Below are 21,993 nucleotides of genomic sequence, written 5' to 3' on the forward strand. Positions count from 1 at the left end.
TGACCGCAAGTGTTGAGAGCCCTGTGGCAAAAATGCCCTCTGAAAAAGCTAACCGCACATAAACCTCAAAAAGATTGAGCCAAATCAACATTGGAACTGCTGAATCGGTGCACTATCCATTCCGCAGGTGAATGCAACGTCAAGCGATGGGCGTTGTGCTCCATATTGTCTTATTTCCAAATTTTTAGAATTAATGCATAGCACTTTTTGATTCGAACGACGCCGGTCTTATGACCGGCTTTTTTTTGGTTTTTTTTCAGCAAAACACGCACTACAGCCAGCGGCTTTTCTTCAGCCACCAGGCCACACCGCCCACCAGCACGACCAGCGACACACAGAAAATCGTAAAGCCTAAATGGGATTCATTGCCGGGGATCCCGCCAAGGTTGACGCCAAACAGCCCGGTCAGGAAGGTGGTCGGCAGGAAAACCATCGCCAACATCGACATCGTGTAAGTGCGGCGGTTAAGGGAATCGGCCATCAGGGAACTGATTTCGTCAGAAAGCACGGCCGTGCGGGCGATGCTGCCGTCGAGATCGTCAAGCCCGCGCCCTAAACGATCAGAGATTTCCTGCATCAGACGGCGTTCATCGTCATTCATCCAGGGCAAACGCTCGCTGGAAAGACGGGAAAACACATCGCGCTGAGGAGCCATGTACCGGCGCAGAACAATCAGTTGTTTACGCAACAACGCCATCTGGCCGCGCTCCGGCACCTGTTGTTCCATCAGGTCATCTTCGATATCAATGATTTTGTCGTGCAAATCTTCGATAAAATCGCTGGTGTGATCGGTCAGCGCATCACACATTTCCACCAGCCAGCTGCCGGTATTCTTCGGCCCGCTGCCCTGCTGCATGTCATTGATCATCTCTTCCATGGAGAACACTTTGCGGTGACGCGTGGAGACGATCATTTTATCGGTGAGATACACGCGAATGGTGACCAGCTGATCAGGCCGCGAATCCGCGTTGAGATTGATACTGCGCAAGGTGATAAGCGTCCCCTCGCCCATACGGATGACTTTCGGACGCACGCTGTCACCGGCCAGTGCCTCGCGAACGGCGTCCGGCAAGACAGGCGTGGTGTTGATCCAGTTTTCACTCTGCGGGCGGGTATAATCAAGATGCAGCCAGCACGGTTTTTCCTCCGTGGCAACGCACTGCGCGCTGATATCATTCACACCGCCCTGACCGTCGAGCTGGAAGGAATACACAGCATCGGGTACCTGTAGTTCTTTTCCCTTGATGACTTCCACGATGTTCCTCGCCTTCATTCTCAAATTCTGTTCAGTGTAACGTTAAGTGCCTGAAGTTCAAAAACTCAACCCTGTGGTGATTTATCCACGTTACGTTACAGGGCCACCCGCATTTCTGCCAGTTCGGGCATCACACTGCGCATGACGTCGAAGAACTTGCGCAACCGCGCCGGATAATACGTGGCGTAGGGGTAAACCAGATAGACCGGCAGCGGCAAGGCATTCCAGCCCGGCAGAACCCGCTGCAACCGCCCTTCGGCAATGTCGTCATTCACCACCCACGCGGAGACGATTGCCGCCCCAAGCCCGGTGAGCGCGGCTTTGCGAACGGCATAAAGGCTGTCTGTCGCCATTCGCGGCGAAATGACACAACTTTCGGTGATGTCATCGCTGTCGTGACGCAGCGTCACCTCATTGCGGTAAAAAGTGCTGAACGCGATCCACGGCAGCCGCCCCAGCTCGCTCACCTGCGTCACCGGATGCTGCTGCAATAATTCCGGCGTGGCCACCACAATCCGCGGGACCTCTGCCAGCAGGATCGCCACCATCGACGGATCCGCTACGTTACCCACCTGGATCGCGCAGTCGATATCTTCTGACAGGAAATCCGGCGTGCGGTCATTGAGCATCCAGTCAATCGTCACGTTGGGATAGCGCTGTAAATAGCGCGTCAGCGGTTCAATCATCTGATCCTGACCAAAGGCATGGGGCGCACGGACGCGCAGCGTGCCCACCGGTTCATCACCCGCGCCGCTCAGCTGATCTTCCAGCGCCGCCCAGTGTTCGAGTAATAATTTTGCCTGCTGATAACAGCGTTCGCCGTCGTCGGTGAGTTTCATCGCATGGGTGGTACGCAGGATGAGTTTTGCGCCCAGCAGGCGTTCCAGCGACTGCAACCTGCGGCTGACGGTCGGCTGGCTGGTGCTCAGTTGAATGGCCGCCGCCGAAAGGCTGCCGCTTTCGACAATCCGGATAAATGTTTGCATCAGATCGATGCGGTCAATGCCGCTGGTGAGAGGTGTATTCATACGTCCCGCGTATAACAGTTTTACCTTACTGCAGCCTACCACTCATAACCATTCAGGTGAAGAATGCATTCCTGGTTACCTCATTCACTCAGGAATACATAATGTCCGATATTATTGCTGCAAAACCGGCAGAACCCGAATCTGCCCTGTCAGGCAAAATCATTTTTACTCTGGCGGCGGGAGCCGGTCTGAGTGTGGCCTCGATTTATTACAGCCAGCCGATGCTGGGGATTATGGGCAGCCATCTGCATGCCAGCACAACGTCAGTGGGCCTGATACCCACGCTGACGCAGGCAGGGTACGCACTGGGCATTTTGTTTCTGATCCCGCTGGGTGACCGTCATGATCGCCGCACGATCATTTTGCTGAAAAGCATTTTGCTGGCCGCCGCGCTGCTGCTGTGCGGGTTTGTGCCCGGTATTCACGGGCTGCTGGCGGCGAGCCTCATCACCGGCATTGGCGCGACCATGGCACAGGATATTGTGCCCGCCTCAGCGCACCTCGCGCCGGCGGCACAGCGGGGTAAAACGGTGGGCACGGTGATGACCGGATTGCTGGTCGGGATCCTGCTCTCCCGCGTGGTAAGCGGGTTTGTGGCTGAATATTTTGGCTGGCGGGTGATGTATCAGCTCGCGGCAATCAGCGTGGCGCTGATAGGTTTTGCGCTGTGGCGCGTGCTGCCCCGCTTTACCCCTGCGACGCGCATCAGCTATGCCGCGCTGATGCACTCGATGTTTGGTCTGTGGAAACACTATAAAACGCTGCGCCGTGCCGCGCTGGCTCAGGGTTTGCTCTCCGTGGCGTTCAGTGCGTTCTGGTCCACACTCGCCATCATGCTTAATGACACGTATCACCTGGGCAGCGCCGTTGCCGGAGCTTTTGGTCTTGCAGGTGCCGCCGGTGCGCTGGCAGCGCCGCTGGCCGGGGCATTAGCGGACAAAAAAGGCCCGGCCAGGGTGACGCAAATCGGCGCGGCACTGGTGATGGTTTCCTTTGCCGCGATGTTTCTGCTGCCCTTGTTGTCGCCCCATGCGCAACTGGCGTTAATTGTGCTCAGCGCGGTCGGCTTTGATTTAGGGATCCAGGCCACTCTGGTGGCCCATCAGACCCTGGTTTACGGCCTTGAACCTGCCGCGCGTGGCCGTCTTAATGCGCTGCTGTTCACCGTGGTGTTTATCGGCATGTCGGCGGGTGCGGCGCTCGGCAGTAAAGCCCTCGAGGCGGGCGGCTGGGCGGGCGTCGTGCTGCTGGCAACGGTGGCCGCCGCCGCGGCGCTTATCGTGCGTTTGATCAGCCGCAACGGGTAAAGCGATCGCTGACACATAAAAAAAGCGCCCTGATGTCGGGGCGCTTTTGGCATTTCTGAAGGCTCAGTCATCAATGCTTGATGATGTACATTTCCTGGCTGTAAGCCACGTCTTCAGGGTTTTCAATCGGATAACCCTTCACCCAGGGTTTGATCAGGCGGCCGTTGGTGTACTGATAAATCGGCGCGATCGGTGCCTGTTCGGCGATGATTTGTTCGGCTTTGTTGTAATCGTCATTACGGCGCGCGTCGTTAGTTTCACGGCTGGCGTCGGCGATGGCTTTGTCGTAGTCGGCGTTGCTGAATTTGCTGATGTTGCTGTTGTGCGTTGAGGTTAGCAGCGACAGGAACGTCGAGGCTTCATTGTAATCTCCCACCCACGAGGCGCGGATCACGTCGAAATTGCCGGTGTTACGGCTGTCGATGTAGGTTTTCCATTCCTGATTCACCAGTTTAACATCCACACCCAGCGTCTTTTTCCACATTGAGGCGACGGCAATCGCAATCTTCTGATGACTTTCTGAGGTGTTGTACAGCAGCGTCAGATGCAACGGTTTGGCCGGGCCGTAACCCGCCGCCGCCAGCAGCGCTTTGGCCTGCGCATTCAGTTCTTCCTGCGAATATTGCTGCATTTCGCTTTTCACCGGCGTAAACCCGTTCGTCACATCAGGCGTAAAATGCCACGCCGGTTTTTCACCGGTGCCCAGCACCTTATCGGCAATCACGCTGCGATCAATGCTCATCGACAGCGCCAGGCGCACGCGGGCGTCATCGGTCGGTGCGCGGCGGGTATTAAATGCGTAGTAGTACGTGCCGAGCTGATACGGCGTGTACACCTGCCCCGGAATATCATGCATCAGTTTTTTATACTGATCTTTCGGGAAGGACTCGGTGATGTCGATATCATTGGCCAGATAACGTTTGGTGGCGTTGGACTCTTTGTTGATGGGAACAAAGGTCACTTTGGTCAGCACGGTGCGGGCGTGATCCCAGTAATGCGGATTGGGTTCCAGTTCCAGCTTTTCATTCACCACGCGCGCTTTCAGCACGTAAGCACCGTTCCCCACCAGATTGCCGGGCTTGGTCCAGTCTTCGCCATATTTCTCCACCGTGGCTTTATGCACCGGGAACAGGCTGAAGTTTGCCAGCAGGCTGACAAAATAAGGCACCGGTTTATCCAGCGTGACGCGCAGCTGCGTCGGGCTGATGGCGGTCACCCCGAGCTTATCCGTCGGCATTTTACCGGCGATGATCGCATCCGCATTCTGGATTCCGGCAAGCCCGGCGAACCACGCGCCGCTCGAGAGGCCTTTGGGATCCACCAGACGCTGCCAGCTGTAAACGAAATCCTGTGCGGTCACCGGATCGCCATTGGACCATTTAGCGTCTTTGCGCAGGTTGAAGATAAACACCTGATTATTTTGGTTCTGCCAGCTTTCAGCGACGCCCGGAATGTTTTTTCCGTGAGCGTCCTGGCTGACCAGCCCTTCGAAAAGATCACGCACCACCTGCGCTTCCGGCAGGCCGATCACTTTGGTCGGATCCAGTGAGGCTGGCTCGTCTTTGATATGCCGGACGATTTCTTGTCTGGCGGCCAGTTGTGTTCCGGCGGGAACGTCTGCGGCGTTAGCCGGGCCGAAGCTCAGTGCGACTAACGCTGCACAGACGGAATATGAGAGACGCGGAAGCGATTTTCCCTGCGGCATGAATTTCTCCTGACATTCATAAAAACTATGAGCAATGAAGGAGTTGTATCATTTCTTCAATTCATCCCCTATAAGAATTCGCTCCAGTTTTGCCCCCGCGCACAAAAGTGCGACATCCGCCGTAAAATCAGGCAGATCCCGCGACGTCGATCCCGCCACAATGGAACTTCATGGGCGGCTCAACGTCCTGCGCCAGCCAGGTCGGACCGTCGAGGTCGATAAACTTCGCGCCAGCCGTCAGCGGTAAAGCGGCGCGAACCGCGCGGGACGTGCACAACATGCAGCCAAGCATGATCTCAAAGCCCAGCGCGCGTGCCTCCTGCGCCAGACGCAGTGCGCCGGTCAGCCCGCCGGTTTTATCCAGCTTGATGTTGACCATTTCGTAGCGCCCTTTTAGCGCCGGTAACCCTTCGACGGTATGGCAGCTTTCATCGGCGCAAATCGGCAGCGGATGGATGAAGTTTTCCAGCGCCGAATCTTCCCCCGCAGGCAGCGGCTGTTCGAGCATCAGAATATCGAGATCGGCCAGCAGCTGGCAGCGCTCGGCCAGCCCGTCACTTTGCCAGGCTTCGTTGGCATCAACAATCAGCGACGCATTGGGCACGGCGGTACGGATAGCCACAAGACGCTCGGCAATCAGCCGGTCATCGAGTTTGATTTTCAGCAGCGTCGCGCCCTTTTTCTGCAATGCCAGCGCGGCTTCGGCCATCTCTTCCGGCGTACCGATGCTGACGGTTTGCGCCATACTCAACGAGGCGAGAGGCTCCGTACCGGTGAGCTGCCACAAATTCAGGCCGCTGGTTTGTGTTTCCAGATTCCATAACGCCGAATCGAGCGCATTTCGCGCGGCACCGGCGGGCAGTAAATGTTGCAACTCTTCGCGATGCGCACCCTGTTCGATGGCGGTCACGACGCTGGCGATTTGCGCCATCACCGACGCCTCACTTTCGTCATAACGCGCATACGGCGTGCATTCACCCACGCCGCGAATGCCGTTTTCTTCAATTTCAACCGCCACCACCCGCGCTTCGGTGCGGCTGCCACGAGAGATAACAAAGGCGGTATGTAACGGCCAGGCTTCCGGATAAAAGCGAACACTTCTCATAGAGGCTCCCTAAATGGATCAATGCCCGACGGCATACATTCAATGTATACAACTATTTAGCAAATAATCTATATCCAACCTACAATTGTTACCCTAAACTGAAAGCCGTTTGACTCCAATGGACATAGGAATACATCATGACCCAGACAGTACACTTTCAGAGCAACCCGGTTACCGTAGCAGGTAAAATCCCGCAAAAAGGCGACGTCGCCAAGCCTTTCACTCTGGTCGCTAAAGACCTTTCTGATGTCAGCCTGAGCAGCTTCGTGGGCAAGCGTAAAGTCCTGAACATTTTCCCGAGCATTGATACCGGCGTATGCGCCGCGTCCGTGCGTAAATTCAATCAACTGGCAGGCGAAATCGACAACACCGTTGTGCTGTGCATTTCTGCCGATCTGCCGTTTGCACAATCCCGCTTCTGCGGTGCGGAAGGCCTGACCCACGTGGTCACACTTTCCACTCTGCGCGGCGGCGACTTCAAATCTGAATACGGCGTGGCTATCGCTGAAGGCCCGCTGTCTGGCCTGACTGCCCGTGCGGTTGTGGTTCTGGATGGTCAGGACAACGTGCTGTACAGCGAACTGGTTAACGAAATCACCACCGAGCCAGACTATGAGTCTGCGCTGGCAGTATTAAAGTAATAAGCCTGATTTAAAAAAAACGCACCGACATTATATTGTACGGTGCGTTTTTATTCAGACTCCCTGCCGTTACCTCATCTTAATATCGGGAAATAGCGGGCTGGTTTTTTTAGATATTCACGCCAGCGGTAACATAGGTATTGCATTCCCCCCCGCAGTGACCGGGCTGAACAATTTAGGTTTTGCAAACCACGGTACGCCATAATAGGTCACATTCGCGTCAGCCATAGATCCCTGAATATGGGAGGAAACTACGCCTGACGGAAATGCATAAACACGTCGGTTCATACAATTAGCCAAACTTTGGGCGTTACTGTTCGCACCGGCTTGTGAGCCACCACAGGCGGTTATAAAGAGTGCGCTATCGTTGTCCCTCAGTTCATTGACCAAAATATTTTTGGTGAATTGTGCAAACTCATCGACAGAAACCGGTTTGTCGACCCATTGACCCGGATGAGACGTATTTTCGACGGCATGAGATAACAACCCTCTATCCCCATTCCCATGGGCATTCACGAGCCTGACTGACTGATTGTTATATTTAAACGGCATAGATACACGATAACTGGCACCAGGATAAAATCTGACATTCTGCAACCTTGCCTGAAAGACCCGGCCCTTTGAGAAGGCTTGGATTAATTTCCACGATAATTTATGACCGCCAAATAATAATGCCGGGAATAAACCTAATGCCAAAGATGCCCCTGTGAAGACCCCGCTGGCGATGGATAATTTTTGCGAGAGTTCCTCATCTTCGACCGCGGCAGCAGCCACGCCCAGCGCACTGCCTGTTGTGCCCAAAACTCCGGCAGCCACCGCAATTCCCCCCAGCAAGAGTGCCGCCCCACCCAGTAGTGCCAACACGCCCAGCCCCAGAAACAGCAACGAAAATACCAATCCCATTGCGGCGAACATAATCGCCACATCACGACCATGCCCGGAAGGGTCAGAGAACGTAACAGGGTCACCGCCACAATAGCTGTAAGGGTTTATGCCCCCCTCGCCAAAGGGACTCATCGAATCGTACTGCATGAAACGCATGAGGAGAGGATCATAAGAACGGGTTCCGTTTCCTAAATGATATAACTCGGTAAGATCATCATATTTTTCTCCGGCAAAACGTACGGGATCATAAGCAGGTATTGCTGCACCGTTTAACAAATGGCCGTAAGGCGTATAAGTTAAAGGCGTAATATTGTCCGTACCGGAATCCTTCAGTTCAGCATAGACAGAGCCAAGACGATCGCTTAACAATAAATTTTGTTCTTTTTTATAGGCGCCTGAACTGCCACTGAGAATATTGATGGCCTCAGTACCCACAGGACTTTTAATATAGGTCGCAATATCCTGACTACGTGCATCAGGTGATTGTTTTCTTTCTGACACATCAAAAACGCCATTACTGTAATGATAGTGACTTTTGCGGGACTGGGCCTCGCTGCTGCCTATGCTCAGCCCCAGGCTTTGCATATTACCGCTGCCATCATAACGTAAAGACGTGGTATTACTGGCGGCGGTGGATTTCATTAATTTATTAAACGCATCGTATTGGTATTCCACTGCCTCCATATTACCGGCTTTTTTCTTAATCACATTTCCGGCAGCATCATAGGTAAGTAGCAAAGGGCTACGGGGACTCTTTCCGTTCAGTAACGCAGAAGTCAGCTCAAAGGGATTTTTCCCTGCGTAGGAATAGCGGGTTTCATTGACGTATCCCGAGTATCTTTCGGTGGCTTTGCTGGATGTCATATTGTCAAAGTTATCGTACTGATAATCGAACTGACTGACCTCTTCCGCATTCAGATCCAGAGGATATTGAGTGGATGAATCTTCTATTGCCGCATGGATTAAACGCCCAAGGTAATCAAACTTAAAGTTCGTCATGCTTTTTTTATCAGGCTTAACAAAAACCTCTTTGCTTGTGACTTTCCCTGCACCATTGAATTTTTCAGCGTTTTTAGAGATAAGATTTCCGGCACTGTCATAGTAACGTTTTTCACTTATTCTAAACTTATGGTCATAATTCAATTGCATACTGTATTTTACAATTTTTCTGTCAGACTGAATCAACTGATACCTGATGAGTGACGGATAATTGCCTGCAAGGTATAACACCTCTATTTCAAGATCGGCTTCATTGTCATGCCCTGCTGAAAGCGCGGCCAGACGTCCATTATCATCATACCGGTAGTGGGTTGTCTGGGTCGGCTGCCCCGTTAATAATTTAGTGACAGAAGTTAAGCGGCCACCACAGGTATACGTGAAAACATTCTGACCACTGATCTTCCCTGGATTATATGAAAACACTTCGCTAATAAGTCTTTGCTGGTTGTCATACTCAAGCGTGCGAATGGATTCACCAGAGGCTGTCTTATGCATTTCCTCCACCAGTTTGACCGTGTCTTTGTCATAGACATAACTAAAACTTTCTTTATTTCCCGGCATGGTTATTTCAGCAGGAAGAAGATCCAGTTCAGGGATGTAAACATAGTTAATCACGTTGCCGTCAGGGGTGATTTTTTCATAAGCTGACGTGCAGTTGTCCTTATATTTGTAGCGAGTGGTGAATGCGTTTTTCTTCGCCGGGTTACGATCCTGCTCTATCAGGCGACCTAATATATCAAAGGTCTGATAACCAACAGGGACATTATCGACAGAAATTTGCGTCAGCTTACTTTCCTGACCATAATTCCAATACTGCATTGCCGTTGTCCGGCAAGTGCCCTCTTCCCCGCTTTCTATTCGTGTTATTGGCCGGTCGAAAAAATCATACTCATAATTTTCGACGAACGTGGAGCCGTTGACGGCATCTTTGGAGGAGATTTTGTTTACCCGATGGAAAGCATCATAATAATAGTTCTTCTGCAATGCTCTGGTTTTTCCATCTTTATTGTAATCTGTAGAACTGAGAGGGAGCCCGCATCTGCGATCATATTCATTTTCTTCATAACAGTAATAACCATTCCTGTCAGGCGCTTTTACGTATTCCGTCAGTACTGCATCTCCGATGTTAAATCGACTAAAGTGAACGGTGGCGTCATTTTTTCTCACTTCACGCACATTACCCAATGCATCATAGAGATAATTTTCAGTCATCCTCAGTTCATCGTATTTATTATTTAACAGGGGGACATCATAGTCATAATTAACTTCTGATAATAACTGTGACCGGGTATTAAAATCAGCAATATAGATGACGTTATTGTCTATGACCTGTTTAACCACATTACCGAGCGCGTCATAGGTTTCAGTCACCCTGCCCGACATAGGGGCCTGCGTGGTCTTCGAGAAAAAGTTTTTTATGGGATCATAAGCATAATTGTAATTCGTTGTGCTTTCATAAGGGGTTCCTTCGGCTCTGGTCGCAGATACGATGCGCCCGACATTATCGTAAGTCAGGGTCGTCTTCACTCCCAATGCATCAGTCATGCAAACCGGCCACCCGGTCCGGGTCATCGCCGTCTCTGAATACACAAACTGTTTACCGTCAGCCCCTTTTTGCGTCGTACTTATAATGAATTCATTCCCAGTCTTACTCAGCGAATAATCATGACTTATGGTCATGCATTCCTGACCATTTATAATTAACGTTGTATTTTTTAACTTACCCCGGTTGAACACATTCTTTTCATCCATGCCATAGTAAGTTTTAACCACTTTTTTAAAGTTATCGCTCCAGTGCATCGAAATTATTTTTCTTTCCGTTTCACTGTTCTCCACTACATAGTCATACCCCTCTTTTACCTGCAAAGAGAGATAGGTGTAGGTGTTTTCCACCGAATCCACTGACAAATCATTCTGGTATTTATTACTGTAATACAGATGGCGGACAAACCCATTCTTATCCTTTGGGCATTTACCTGTCATACCTGCGGCAGGATAATAGATGTAATCTATTGACACCCCGCCACTGTCGCTATGGGTTTCTATATTACCGTATTGGTCATAGGTGAACGAAGAGGTTTCCGATCTCATATGGCTGTCCTGGTCATCTTTCTCGACATAGTCTTTTCTGATCGAAACAGGAAGTTTATAGGTGGCGGGCAGTGAAGAATAGGTTTCTGAAACGTTACCTGAGTAAATGTATTGAGTGGTAATAGTTTGCGCCACGACAGGGGCGACAACACGTGAAACGGTAATCTCCTCTCTGATAACGCGGTGGAATTTATCATAGGTAAATTTGCTTTTACACTCTTCTACATTATCGAGAAATAATGTTTGCTGCGTAAAATATGTATAATCTGCCCGGCAGGAATAAATATTATCGATAGCATTCTTATCCCATGCCGCCACACCATTATTGCCTAAAAAATTATTAGACCAAATATTTTCACCATAACTGTATTTATACTCCTCTGTACTGGTTTTTCCTGTTGCCGGGGAAACCATAGTGAACTGGTAGGCACTCACCGCGGGTAATGTCGCGAACGTTGAGCCTTTCGGCGCAGCAAGCTGAATATCATAACTGATGATTTCTGTCGCGGGCCCAAAGAAATTACTCTCAACCTTTTTTATCAGCCTGAAATACTCCCCCTGCAGATAAGTAAATGTTAATATATTGGTGGTTTTATCAGATATGGCGAGACAGGACTCAATCGAATTACTGGTCGCCTCTTTTATTGTCAGGTTAAGTTTACTGGCCAGATTACTGATGCTTTTGAAAATTTCAATGATAACGTTATATCTTATGTTGGTGCCGTTACGGGAGACAGAGATTAACTCTTCTCCTGACTCATCATAAATTCGTCTGACAAAGGGCTCCAGAGAAACAGATTCTTTGAAATCATAGTCAATAGTTAATTTATACCCATCCTCCTGTATTATTTCCGTCACATAAACAAATTTATTATCTGATGTGACGGGTTTTAATATCTCCGTTGAGCCGTCTTTATACGCTATTTTGTAACCATTGTCTGAACCGGTGAGTTTAGTCAATATGAAATTCTTCAGATCAACCGTTTCGACAAGGTAAGTCCCATTCTTTTCTTTAAGATCGATAATTCTTCCGTCTTTTAACAGCAGTTTCATCCGGTCATTATCTTTGAAAAACTTACTCAACCCCAGCGACCAGCCGGCACCAAAACCTTCATTTCTGCTGGAGAAATGATTATGTTTCAATGAAAGTTGCAGCGACGGCCCTCTCCGGCTATTTCCGGTGATCCTGGCGATAGGAATTGTATAATTAAAACTTCCGGTGCGCGGGTCAACGCTCCCCCGGCGGAAGCTGGCAAATGACAAAGCATCCGACTGACTAAATTCCTGTCCGTCGTTTGTGCCCTGTAATACGCGTTTATCTGATGCAGGAACATGACTGTTTTCTTTTTCTGCCGATATCACTGATGCTGATAAGGTATCCATTATAAATTCCTTTTATTTAATAAATGATTGAGGCAATGAACTGTCATTTATTACTTTAAGGAGAAATGTCATGATCACGATATTTTTTATATCGCCTGTCAACCACACAACATACTGTGAATATTCTGATGAAGAACGCCGGAGATTCCGCAGGTTAATGAATAAAAAAACCTAAGTAAGAAGCTTACTTAGGTTTAATTTGCGGTGAATAAGAATGTGATCTTATTAGCGATAAAGAGACAACCGGGTCACTCCTCGCTGCTGTCAGACCTTTTGCTGCTTAAACCGTACTCGCGCAGCTTATTAGCAATCGCCGTGTGCGAGACGCCCAGACGTTTCGCCAGTTTTCGCGTACTTGGATAAGTACGATAAAGACGGGTCAGCACCGAACGCTCGAAACGCTTGCTGATGTCGTCAAGTGAACCGTTCAGCGCTTCCTCGCCGATGGTCACCTCGGCATCGAAGTCCGGCAGGACGATATCCTGCGGGCGAAGTTCTCCGCCTTCCAGCTGCGTCAGCGCGCGGTAAATGGCGTTTTTCAGCTGACGGACGTTGCCCGGCCAGCCGTAGTACGTCAGATAATTCGCCAGCTGTGAAGAGAGTTTAGGGCGCGGCATACCCTGTTCATCTGAGAAACGCGCGACAAACAGTTCGGTGAGCGGCATCACGTCTGCCGGACGATCGCGCAGCGGCGGTAGCGTCAGGCTCAGCACATTCAGGCGGTAATACAGATCTTCACGGAATTCTCCGCGCTGCACCAGTTCCACCAGATTCTTCTGCGTGGCGCACATCACGCGCACATCCACCTTCACTTCATGCTCTTCACCCACGCGGCGGAAAGTCCCGTCGTTGAGGAAACGCAGCAGTTTGATCTGCATTCTCGGCGACATTTCACCGATCTCATCAAGCAGCACGGAACCGCCGTTAGCCTGCTCGAAGAAGCCTTTTTTGCCTTCCAGCGCATTCGGGTAGGCACCGGCGGCATAGCCGAACAGTTCACTTTCCACCACGTCATCCGGCAGCGAGGCACAATTGAGGCCAAGGAACGGTTTTTTGCCGCGGGCGCTGCGCAGATGGCAGGCGTGTGCCAGCAAATCTTTACCCGTGCCGGTATCGCCAACAATCAGCAGCGGCGCATCGAGCATCGCCAGTTTGCGTGCCTGATCCAGCACCTGACGCATTTTGCCGCTTACCGCGACAATATGGTCGAATTCACTGTCGTCATTGACGGTGAGATCCTGCAACTGCCGGCCCATGCGCGCGGCGGATTTCAGCATGATCACAGCGCCCGCCATCACGCCGGTCTGCTCTTCGTCATCCATATGAATAGGGGTGAGATCCATCAGGAAATCCTGACTGCGGATCACCACACGCTCGCTGTGAGGCTGGGTGCTTTCGCTTTCCAGCCAGCGCGTGACGTTGTAACCGGTAATCAAATTCACGGCGTTGTAAGTGCGGATTTTCTCTTCATCAAGTTCGAACAGCGCGATTGCAGCGGGGTTGGCCTGCTCAATTTTGCCTTTCATATCAATGGAAAATACCGGTTCCGGCATGGACACCAGTAAAGCACGCAGTGCGCGGTGCTCACGCTCGGAAGGCATGAACGGCACGGTGCGGACGTCGGTCACGCCATCAATACGACGGATTTCAGCCATCAGGGCGCGAAAAGTATCAAAATCCAGTTGGGAAAAATTCAGGTAAATGCGGCCAATCGAGGCAATCTCGATACCGCGCAAATCAATACTGCGTAAAACCAGTAAATCAAGGAGTTCACGGGTAAGACCCAGGCGGTCTTCGCAAAAAACTTCCAGACGCATCAGTGTTGACCTTTTTCTGCCGGTGCGGAAATCGCTGAGTGGCATAATACTCTTTCATGTACAGTGGCAGAAGAGACTGTCACGAAAAGTTGACAAATTAATTGTACAACTCAATCCGGATTGTCACAAAGTTTGGACAGACTGTTTGCCCCGCAATGCACCTTTGCTGGCTTTTTCATCAGCGCAGCGGTTTCGCCATCTGCCCCTTTATCTGCTACTATCGCCCTTCTGATTTCATCGCCAAATGGTTCCCGACTATGAAGTTTGTCTCCTTTAATATCAACGGATTGCGCGCCCGCCCGCATCAGCTTGCGGCAATTATCGAACAGCATCAGCCTGACGTCATTGGTTTGCAGGAAACCAAGGTCCATGACGATATGTTTCCGCTCGAAGATGTCAGCCAGTATGGCTATCACGTTTTCTATCACGGGCAAAAAGGCCATTACGGTGTTGCCATGCTGACCAAACAGGCACCGCTGGCTGTACGCCGTGGTTTCCCTGGTGATGACGAAGAGTCTCAGCGCCGCATTATCATGGCCGACATCGAAACGCCGCAGGGCGTGCTGACGGTCATCAACGGGTACTTCCCGCAGGGCGAAAGCCGTGACCACCCGACCAAATTCCCGGCAAAAGAGAAGTTTTACCGCGATTTGCAGGATTACCTGAACACCAGTCTGTCGGTGAATAATCCGGTGGTGGTGATGGGTGACGTGAATATCAGCCCGACCGATCTCGACATTGGTATCGGTGAAGACAGCCGTAAACGCTGGCTGCGCACCGGTAAATGCTCTTTCCTGCCGGAAGAGCGTGAGTGGATGGAACGCCTGAAAGGCTGGGGGCTGATTGACACCTTCCGCGCCGCCAACCCGGAAACCGCTGACAGATATTCATGGTTTGACTACCGTTCACGCGGCTTCGATGAAAACCGTGGCCTGCGTATCGATCTGATCATGGCCAGTACGCCGCTTGCCTCACGCTGCATCGAAACCGGTATCGATTACGATATCCGTGGAATGGAAAAACCTTCAGATCACGCGCCAATCTGGGCGACGTTCGACCTGAAATAATGAAGATTGTCGATGTGGTGGCCGCACTGATTGAGCGCGAGGGGAAATTGCTGCTTGCCCGTCGTGATGCCACCGGCGATCAGGCCGGTTTGTGGGAGTTTCCTGGCGGGAAAGTCGAAGCCGGTGAGAGCCAGCAGGCCGCGCTGATCCGCGAATTGCAGGAGGAGCTGGGGATCGACGCGACGGTTGCAGAATTTGTCGCGACCAGCGAACTGCAACAGCCCGCGCGGCTGATTCGCCTGCACGGCTGGCGGGTCAGTGATTTCACGGGAGTGATAACGTTACAGTGTCACTCCGAAATCCGCTGGGTAGAGCCTGCCGACGTGCACTCTTTTGAGCTGGCACCGGCAGACGTTCCGCTGATCGACGCTTATCAGCGCGCATATTGCGGCTGACTGTCACGCATTAAAAAAGGCGCGGACTGAATACAGTTCCGCGCCTTTTTACTGTCTGAAAATGAGTGTCTGTACATTCACGTCAGGCTGAACACTACTTCTTCAGCACCTGCCACTTCAGCTCATTGGTGCCCACCACCAGCGGATCGCGCACGCATTGCAATACCACGCTGTCGGCGGTCACCACCGCGCCCTCGCTGTAGCTCTGATTATTGTAAATACAGCAGTTGTGACAGGTCGGTGCGCTGTTGTTATTACTGTTGCCGCTGTTCTCCCAGATTTGCGGCGGCAGCGGCACCACGACGTCAGCACCATTGTTATAACCGGTGCGGTTCGCCAGCGCGTGGGCAGACAGCCACGCCGAACCCGCCAGTAAAATCATCAGCACGTTTTTCATATTATTCATCACTGCTTGCTTCCTTACCTTTGGTGCTCGCTTTACGTCGTTTAGGGGCGCTTTTGCCTTTCGCCGCTGCGCCCGCTGGTTTGGAAGGCAGACTGCGGAATGCCGAAGATACCCGGTTCGTTTTCGCCTGCATGATGAGATCCTGCAACGTCGCGACCAGCGGCTGCATGAAATCCTGATAACGGCAGTTCTTTTCACTGATGCGCGTCAGGGTCGATTCCCAGTCGGCGGTCATGTCCGGCCTTCCGGCGATATCCGGCAGCGAGTGGATTAACGCGCGGCCCGTATCACTGGAATGAATGTAGCGCCCTTTCTTGTACAAAAATTCACGGCGGAACAGCAGTTCGATGATCCCGGCGCGCGTGGCTTCCGTTCCCAGCCCGTCGGTCGCACGCAAAATTTTCTTCAGCGCTTTGTCCTGCACAAATCGCGCAATACCGGTCATGGCGGAAAGCAGCGTGGCATCGGTGAAAGGCCGTGGCGGCTGGGTCTGACGCTCCACCACTTCACCCCGTTCACAGAGTAATTCGTCGCCTTTCGCCACCACCGGCAGCGGTGTGCCCTCATTCTCTTCGTCACGCTCTTTACTGCCCAGCAACGTGCGCCAGCCCGCCTCGGCCAGAAAACGCGCCTTGGCGATAAACTTGCCACCGGCGATATCCAGATCAATCACGCATTTGCGGTAGACCGCATCCGGGCAGAACTGCATCAGATACTGACGCGCCACCAGGCCGTAAATCTTTTGTTCGTTGTCTGTCAGGTGCACTTTGCTGCTGCGGGCGGTCGGGATGATCGCGTGGTGGGCATCGACTTTTTTGTCATCCCAGCAGCGGTTACGAATATCCGTGTCCATGACCGGTTGCGGCATCAGGTCCGGCTGATGCACGCCGATGGCGTTAAGCACCGCATGACGTCCGGCAAAATGCTCCTCAGGGAGATATCGGCTGTCTGAACGCGGATACGTAATCAATTTGTGCGTTTCGTATAATTTCTGACAGATATCTAGGATCTGCTGCGCACTCAGCCCGAAGGCTTTGGAGCCTTCAATCTGCAAGGTGGAAAGCGAAAACGGCAGCGGCGCAATGTCATTCTCACGTTTGTCATTATAGCCGGTGACGATGGCAGGCTGGCCGCCGATGCGCGCCACCACGTGATCGGCCAGCGGCCGGTGCAACAGACGCCCCTCTTCATCCTGGTAAGGTTCACAGGATTCGCTCGGCTGCCACAGGGCGACAAAACGCTCGTCGGCGGGCGTCACGATATGCGCTTTCACTTCAAAGAAATCTTTCGGCACGAAGTTTTCAATGTCTTCGTCGCGACGCACCACCAGCCCGAGGACAGGCGTCTGTACACGTCCCACGGAGAGCACGCCGTTGTACCCGGCGTTGCGACCCAGAATAGTGTAAGCGCGGGTCATGTTGATGCCGTACAGCCAGTCTGCGCGGGCGCGGGCCAGCGCGGAAACGCACAGCGGGATGAAATCGCGGTTATCCCGCAGCCGTTCAATGGCACGTTCGACGGCCTGCGGGTTGAGATCGTTAATCAGGCAGCGCTGGGTGGCGTGACGTTTTTCCGGCGTCAGCTCAAGGTAATCCAGCACTTCATCCACCAGCAATTGCCCTTCGCGATCCGGGTCACCGGCATGGACGACCTGAGAGGCCTCGAGCAATAAGCGCTTAATGACGTTGAGTTGTTTAGCCACGGAGGAACGCGGCTGGAGTTGCCATTTTTCGGGGATGATCGGCAGATCGGCCAGCGACCAGCGCGCAAAGCGGCTGTCGTAGGCGTCCGGCTGAGCCTGCTCCAGCAAGTGACCTACGCACCAGGTGACCACCTGATCGTTACCACAGGCAATATAACCGTCACCGCGACGATGAGGTTTCGGCAGAACATCCGCAATGGCGCGGGCAAGGCTGGGTTTTTCCGCAATGAACAGACGCATCAGACAGCGCCCGTCAGAGTGTTAACGGCTAACATTTTCATTGTCCCATCCTTCATTCACAACGTCCTCATCATCCAGAGGGGGCTATGTTAGCCGCTGGCGGCACATTTAGTAAGACGGTTAAAGGTATCTGAGATGACGGTCGCTCATTAAGGCAGCAAAAAACCGGTTTAATCAGAAAGCACTGAGAAAAACCGGCGAGTGATGACGTTGTGCGCCCTGCTTAAAAGTGGCTGACGAATGGCGTGCTGTCGACCGGAATGATTTGAAGACTGGCTTTTAACTGCGGCGTACCGAGATACAGGAACCCGACAATTTTATCATTTTCACCGCATTTAAATGCTTTGCGCACGTCAGGATGATCGGTCCAAGCCCCGCTGCGCCAGATACCGTTGAAGCCCTGCGCCAGCGCCGCCATCTGCATGGCCTGAACCGCGCAACCGGCAGAGAGTAACTGCTCCCACTGTGGCACTTTTGCGCTTTCTTTGCAGGCGGCGATCACGGTGATGATTTGCGGCGCACGAAGCGGTGCCTGAGTGGCTTTTTCAATGGCCTTTTCATCAGCGCCGTCTTTAATTGCTGCCGCACGCAGCAGTTCGCTAAAACGCACCAGCCCGTCGTTTTCCGCAATGACAAAGCGCCACGGCTGTAAGGCACCATGATCCGGTGCGCGCAGACCGGCATTAATGATGTTTTGCAGCGCCTCACCGGACGGGGCTGGCGCGGCCAGACGGGAAGCAGAACGGCGGTTGAGTAATAAATCTAAAGCATCCATTGAAAACTCCTGAGCAGAACTGAGAATAATTGCTATTAACCGTACGTTAACATAGGCACGAGGCCTTTTTCCAACCGGCTGATGGCTTTCAGATAATCTGTCACCGGTAAATTCTGAAATGATTTAAAGCTGACTTTTCTCCGGCGGGTCATTAGGATAGCGATACTTTTCCCGTCTTGTTGGAGAGACCATGCGCACATTGTGGCGAATTATCGCCGGTTTTTTTAAGTGGACCTGGCGTCTTCTTAATTTCGTCCGAGAATTTATTCTCAACGTATTTCTTATTGTGATCATTCTGGCCGGGGTCGGCATCTGGTATGCCGTGCAGGATAAACCCGCTGACACCACCAAAGGCGCGCTGCTGGTCGACCTCAGCGGATCCGTGGTGGATAAGCCTTCGGTCAATAATAAAGTGCGCCAGTGGGGCCGCGAACTGCTGGGCACTTCCAGCAGCCGCCTGCAGGAAAATGCCCTGTTTGACCTGGTAGATACCATCCGTTCGGCGAAAGATGACAAAAACATCACCGGTATGGTGTTGCAGCTGACTGACTTCACCGGCACCGATCAGGCCTCTATGCAATATATCGGCAAGGCGCTGCGTGAATTCCGCGACGCGGGCAAACCGATTTATGCCATCGATGACAGCTACGACCAGTCGCAATATTATCTGGCCAGCTACGCCAACAAAATTTACCTCTCGCCACAGGGCGCGGTCGATTTACACGGTTTTGCCACCAACAATCTGTATTACAAATCGTTGCTGGATAAGCTGAAAGTCACCACCAATATCTTCCGCGTCGGGACATACAAATCCGCTGTCGAACCGTTGATCCGTGATGACATGTCCCCTGCTGCCCGTGAAGCAGACAGCCGCTGGGTAGGCGGATTGTGGACAAATTATCTGAATACCGTCTCCGCTAATCGTCAGATTACCCCTGAGCAACTGTTCCCGGGTGCGGCAGGCGTTCTGGCCGGGATGCAGGCCACCGGCGGCGACATGGCGCAGTACGCGCTGAAAGCCAAACTGGTGGATGCTCTGGCATCGCGCAGTGAAACAGAAAATGACATGGTCAAAGCGTTTGGCTGGAATAAAACCACCAAAGACTTTAACTACACCAGCATTTACGATTACTCGCCAAAACCAAAAGCTGACAACAACGATTCGCAAATTGCCGTGATCTTTGCGACCGGTGCGATCAACGACGGTGAAGAACAGCCGGGTGCTGTCGGCGGGGATACCACCGCACAACAAATTCGCGATGCCCGTCTGGATCCGAAAGTGAAAGCGATTGTATTTCGCGTGAACAGCCCTGGCGGCAGCGTCAGCGCCTCCGAAGTGATCCGCTCTGAACTTGCCGCCGCGAAAGCTGCCGGTAAGCCAGTAGTGGTGTCAATGGGCGGCATGGCGGCGTCAGGCGGTTACTGGATCTCCACGCCGGCGAACTACATCATTGCCAGCCCGAGCACCCTCACCGGTTCTATCGGTATCTTTGGCGTGATCAACACGTACCAGAACACGCTCGATTACGCCGGTGTGCATACTGACGGCGTGGCCACCTCCCCGCTGGCAGACATCGCGTCCACCAAAGCATTGCCGCCGGAGTTCTCGCAGATGATGCAGCTGAATATCGAGAACGGTTACAAAACCTTCCTCGGCCTGGTGGCTGATGCGCGCCACAAAACGCCTGAGCAGATCGACCAGATCGCCCAGGGGCATGTGTGGATCGGTTCTGATGCCAAAGCCAACGGCCTGGTGGATGAACTGGGTGATTTCGACGATGCCGTGAAGAAAGCCGCAGAGCTTGCGAAACTGCCGAAATGGCAGCTGAACTGGTATGTCAGCCAGCCAAGCCTGAGTGATATGGTGTTTTCACAAGTGAGCGCGTCCGTTCACGCCATGCTGCCTGCGGTGGTTCAGGCTTACCTGCCTGCACCGGTGAGCAAAATGGCGATGGAGCTGAAATCACAGGCCGATCTGTTCAATAACATGAACGATCCGCAAAACCGTTATGCCCTGTGCCTGACCTGCGGTGACGTGAAGTAACGTTCATTTATACCGCAAACAGTCAGCCCGGAGCCTCTTCCCGAGACTCCGGGCTTTTTTTGGGTGGGACACCGGCAGCGAAGTCTTTATACTCACCGCAGTTGCTTTCACCTTTCTATAAAAGAACACCTTCGATGACTAAAAAATCTATTTATGTTGCCTACACCGGCGGCACCATCGGTATGCAGCGTTCAGAACAGGGTTACATTCCGGTTTCCGGCCACCTGCAGCGACAACTGGCGCTGATGCCGGAATTCCATCGCCCTGAAATGCCTGAGTTCACCATTCAGGAATACGCCCCGCTGATGGATTCCTCCGACATGACGCCGGAAGACTGGCAACACATCGCTGATGATATTCAGGCACATTACGAAGATTACGACGGTTTCGTTATCTTGCACGGCACGGACACGATGGCGTTCACCGCCTCGGCGCTGTCGTTCATGCTGGAAAACCTGAGCAAGCCGGTTATTGTGACAGGGTCACAAATTCCGCTCGAAGCGCTGCGTTCTGACGGGCAAATCAACCTGCTCAATTCCCTGTACATTGCCGCAAATCATCCGGTCAACGAAGTGACGCTGTTCTTCAACAATCGTCTGTATCGCGGCAACCGCAGCACCAAAGCGCACGCGGATGGTTTTGATGCCTTCGCATCACCGAATCTGACGCCGCTTCTGGAAGCCGGGATCCACATCCGCCGCCTTTCCACGCCGTCCCTGCCGCAGGTGCCGGCCGCCAGCCTGAAAGTCCACAACATTACTCCGCAGCCTATTGGCGTGGTGACGATTTATCCGGGGATTTCCGCAGAAGTGGTGCAAAACTTCCTGATGCAGCCGGTCAAAGCCTTAATACTGCGCTCCTACGGCGTGGGAAATGCGCCGCAGAAAGGCGATTTGCTGAAAGTTCTGAAAGACGCGTCGGAGCGTGGCATTGTGGTGGTTAACCTGACGCAATGTATTTCCGGTCGCGTGAACATGGGCGGCTATGCCACCGGCAACGCGCTGGCGCATTCGGGTGTGATCAGCGGATTTGATATGACCGTTGAGGCGGCGCTGACCAAACTGCATTATCTGCTCAGCCAGTCGCACACCCCCGAAGCAATCCGGGAACTGATGCAGCAAAACCTGCGCGGCGAACTCACTGAATAA

15 protein-coding genes are annotated in these 21,993 nt (G+C 52.5%); 6 read left to right on the forward strand and 9 right to left on the reverse strand.

Going from position 1 to position 21,993, the window contains the following annotated elements; translation table 11 throughout:
* Positions 1-271: 271 nt before the first annotated feature.
* Positions 272-1,255, reverse strand: a complete 984-nt coding sequence (gene zntB / locus J1779_RS09485; protein WP_056771922.1) for a zinc transporter ZntB — start codon at positions 1,253-1,255, stop codon at positions 272-274.
* Positions 1,256-1,350: 95 nt separating this feature from the next.
* Positions 1,351-2,283 carry a LysR family transcriptional regulator gene (locus tag J1779_RS09490; RefSeq protein WP_056770362.1) on the reverse strand — a complete coding sequence of 311 codons (933 nt, stop codon included), beginning with the start codon at positions 2,281-2,283 and terminating at the stop codon, positions 1,351-1,353.
* Between the two features lie 101 nt (positions 2,284-2,384).
* Between J1779_RS09490 and J1779_RS09495 the strand changes: the two genes are divergently transcribed.
* Positions 2,385-3,590 (forward strand): MFS transporter, encoded by a 1,206-nt coding sequence (locus J1779_RS09495; protein ID WP_056770360.1) that lies wholly within the window; start codon positions 2,385-2,387, stop codon positions 3,588-3,590.
* Positions 3,591-3,660: 70 nt separating this feature from the next.
* Here J1779_RS09495 and J1779_RS09500 read toward each other — a convergent pair whose 3' ends face one another.
* Both J1779_RS09500 and ycjG read right to left on the reverse strand, forming a co-directional pair.
* Positions 3,661-5,295: an ABC transporter substrate-binding protein gene (locus tag J1779_RS09500; protein ID WP_122095231.1), complete on the reverse strand. Its 1,635-nt coding sequence runs from the start codon at positions 5,293-5,295 to the stop codon at positions 3,661-3,663.
* A 127-nt stretch (positions 5,296-5,422) separates the two neighbouring features.
* Positions 5,423-6,400, reverse strand: coding sequence for an L-Ala-D/L-Glu epimerase (gene ycjG, locus J1779_RS09505; protein WP_217203640.1), 978 nt, complete (start codon positions 6,398-6,400; stop codon positions 5,423-5,425).
* A 137-nt stretch (positions 6,401-6,537) separates the two neighbouring features.
* On the opposite strand from ycjG, the gene tpx reads away from it, so the two are divergent.
* On the forward strand, positions 6,538-7,041 hold the full coding sequence (tpx, locus tag J1779_RS09510; protein ID WP_122095227.1) for a thiol peroxidase: 504 nt from the start codon (positions 6,538-6,540) through the stop codon (positions 7,039-7,041).
* Between the two features lie 117 nt (positions 7,042-7,158).
* Here the strand turns inward: tpx and J1779_RS09515 are convergent, their stop codons facing one another.
* Together J1779_RS09515 and tyrR are read right to left on the reverse strand one after the other, a co-directional pair.
* Entirely contained in the window at positions 7,159-12,399 is a 5,241-nt protein-coding gene (locus J1779_RS09515; RefSeq protein ID WP_217203641.1) for an RHS repeat domain-containing protein, read from the reverse strand.
* A gap of 248 nt (positions 12,400-12,647) precedes the next feature.
* A complete protein-coding gene (tyrR, locus tag J1779_RS09520; RefSeq protein WP_217203654.1) occupies positions 12,648-14,216 on the reverse strand; it encodes a transcriptional regulator TyrR in 1,569 nt (522 codons plus the stop codon).
* A gap of 257 nt (positions 14,217-14,473) precedes the next feature.
* Between tyrR and xthA the strand changes: the two genes are divergently transcribed.
* Positions 14,474-15,283 carry an exodeoxyribonuclease III gene (xthA, locus tag J1779_RS09525; protein WP_056771915.1) on the forward strand — a complete coding sequence of 270 codons (810 nt, stop codon included), beginning with the start codon at positions 14,474-14,476 and terminating at the stop codon, positions 15,281-15,283.
* Positions 15,283-15,678: a pyrimidine (deoxy)nucleoside triphosphate diphosphatase gene (locus J1779_RS09530; RefSeq protein ID WP_217203642.1), complete on the forward strand. Its 396-nt coding sequence runs from the start codon at positions 15,283-15,285 to the stop codon at positions 15,676-15,678. Before xthA ends, J1779_RS09530 begins: the two co-directional genes overlap by 1 nt.
* A 94-nt stretch (positions 15,679-15,772) precedes the next feature.
* Here J1779_RS09530 and J1779_RS09535 read toward each other — a convergent pair whose 3' ends face one another.
* The 3 genes from J1779_RS09535 to J1779_RS09545 all read right to left on the reverse strand — a co-directional run bounded on the left by J1779_RS09535 (position 15,773) and on the right by J1779_RS09545 (position 18,801).
* A complete protein-coding gene (locus tag J1779_RS09535) occupies positions 15,773-16,075 on the reverse strand; it encodes a DUF1496 domain-containing protein (protein WP_217203655.1) in 303 nt (100 codons plus the stop codon).
* 1 nt (position 16,076) lies between these two features.
* Complete coding sequence (locus J1779_RS09540) at positions 16,077-18,026, reverse strand: DNA topoisomerase III (protein ID WP_162997815.1); 1,950 nt, start codon at positions 18,024-18,026, stop codon at positions 16,077-16,079.
* A gap of 223 nt (positions 18,027-18,249) precedes the next feature.
* A complete protein-coding gene (locus J1779_RS09545) occupies positions 18,250-18,801 on the reverse strand; it encodes an NAD(P)H nitroreductase (RefSeq protein WP_056770338.1) in 552 nt (183 codons plus the stop codon).
* Between the two features lie 190 nt (positions 18,802-18,991).
* On the opposite strand from J1779_RS09545, the gene sppA reads away from it, so the two are divergent.
* Together sppA and ansA are read left to right on the forward strand one after the other, a co-directional pair.
* A complete protein-coding gene (sppA, locus tag J1779_RS09550) occupies positions 18,992-20,845 on the forward strand; it encodes a signal peptide peptidase SppA (protein ID WP_217203643.1) in 1,854 nt (617 codons plus the stop codon).
* A gap of 134 nt (positions 20,846-20,979) precedes the next feature.
* Positions 20,980-21,993 carry an asparaginase gene (ansA, locus tag J1779_RS09555; RefSeq protein ID WP_056770331.1) on the forward strand — a complete coding sequence of 338 codons (1,014 nt, stop codon included), beginning with the start codon at positions 20,980-20,982 and terminating at the stop codon, positions 21,991-21,993.

The sequence above is a fragment of the Rahnella rivi genome, assembly GCF_019049655.1.
In the GTDB taxonomy this organism is placed as follows: domain Bacteria; phylum Pseudomonadota; class Gammaproteobacteria; order Enterobacterales; family Enterobacteriaceae; genus Rahnella; species Rahnella rivi.